The organism is Chitinophaga sp. 10T418 (genome assembly GCF_056394125.1).
On record NZ_JBFTHG010000066.1, the window covers coordinates 1 to 463 of the forward strand.

The 463-nt window shown below is 41.1% G+C and carries 1 protein-coding gene; it reads left to right on the forward strand.

Annotation, left to right across the window (positions count from 1 at the left end):
• The coding region (locus tag AC1DCV_RS35800) for an ISL3 family transposase (RefSeq protein ID WP_477027685.1) at nucleotides 1–428 on the forward strand (428 nt) is incomplete at its 5' end.
• Nucleotides 429–463 lie beyond the last annotated feature (35 nt).

Here is a 463-nt window from a genome sequence, read left to right on the forward strand (position 1 = left end):
ACGGAGACACGACCAAGCAACTGCTGGCTAGAAGTCGATATTTATTATTCAAACATCCCAGGCTATGGACCAGAGAACAGCAACAAAGAGCGGAACTTTTATTTAGTCATTATCCTCTTATTCATAAATCTTATCAGCTATCCCTTCGAYTGGGTGAGATTTACAGGCAGTGCAAATGTAAAGAAGAGGCGTTTAAGAAACTGGCTTTGTGGTATAATGACGTAGAGGAAGCGGGGATATTATCTTTCAAAACTGTTGCCAGGACTATTAGAACTCACTATCTGGGCATCCTCAACTTCTTCAATAACAGGGCTACCAACGCCGCTGCAGAGTCTTTTAATGCCAAAGTAAAATCCTTTAGAAATGCACTGCGAGGGGTGCGGGATGTTGAATTCTTCCTTTATAGATTAACTAAACTCTATGCTTAAAATTTATGCGATCCCCCAGGTTTTCAACTTGATCC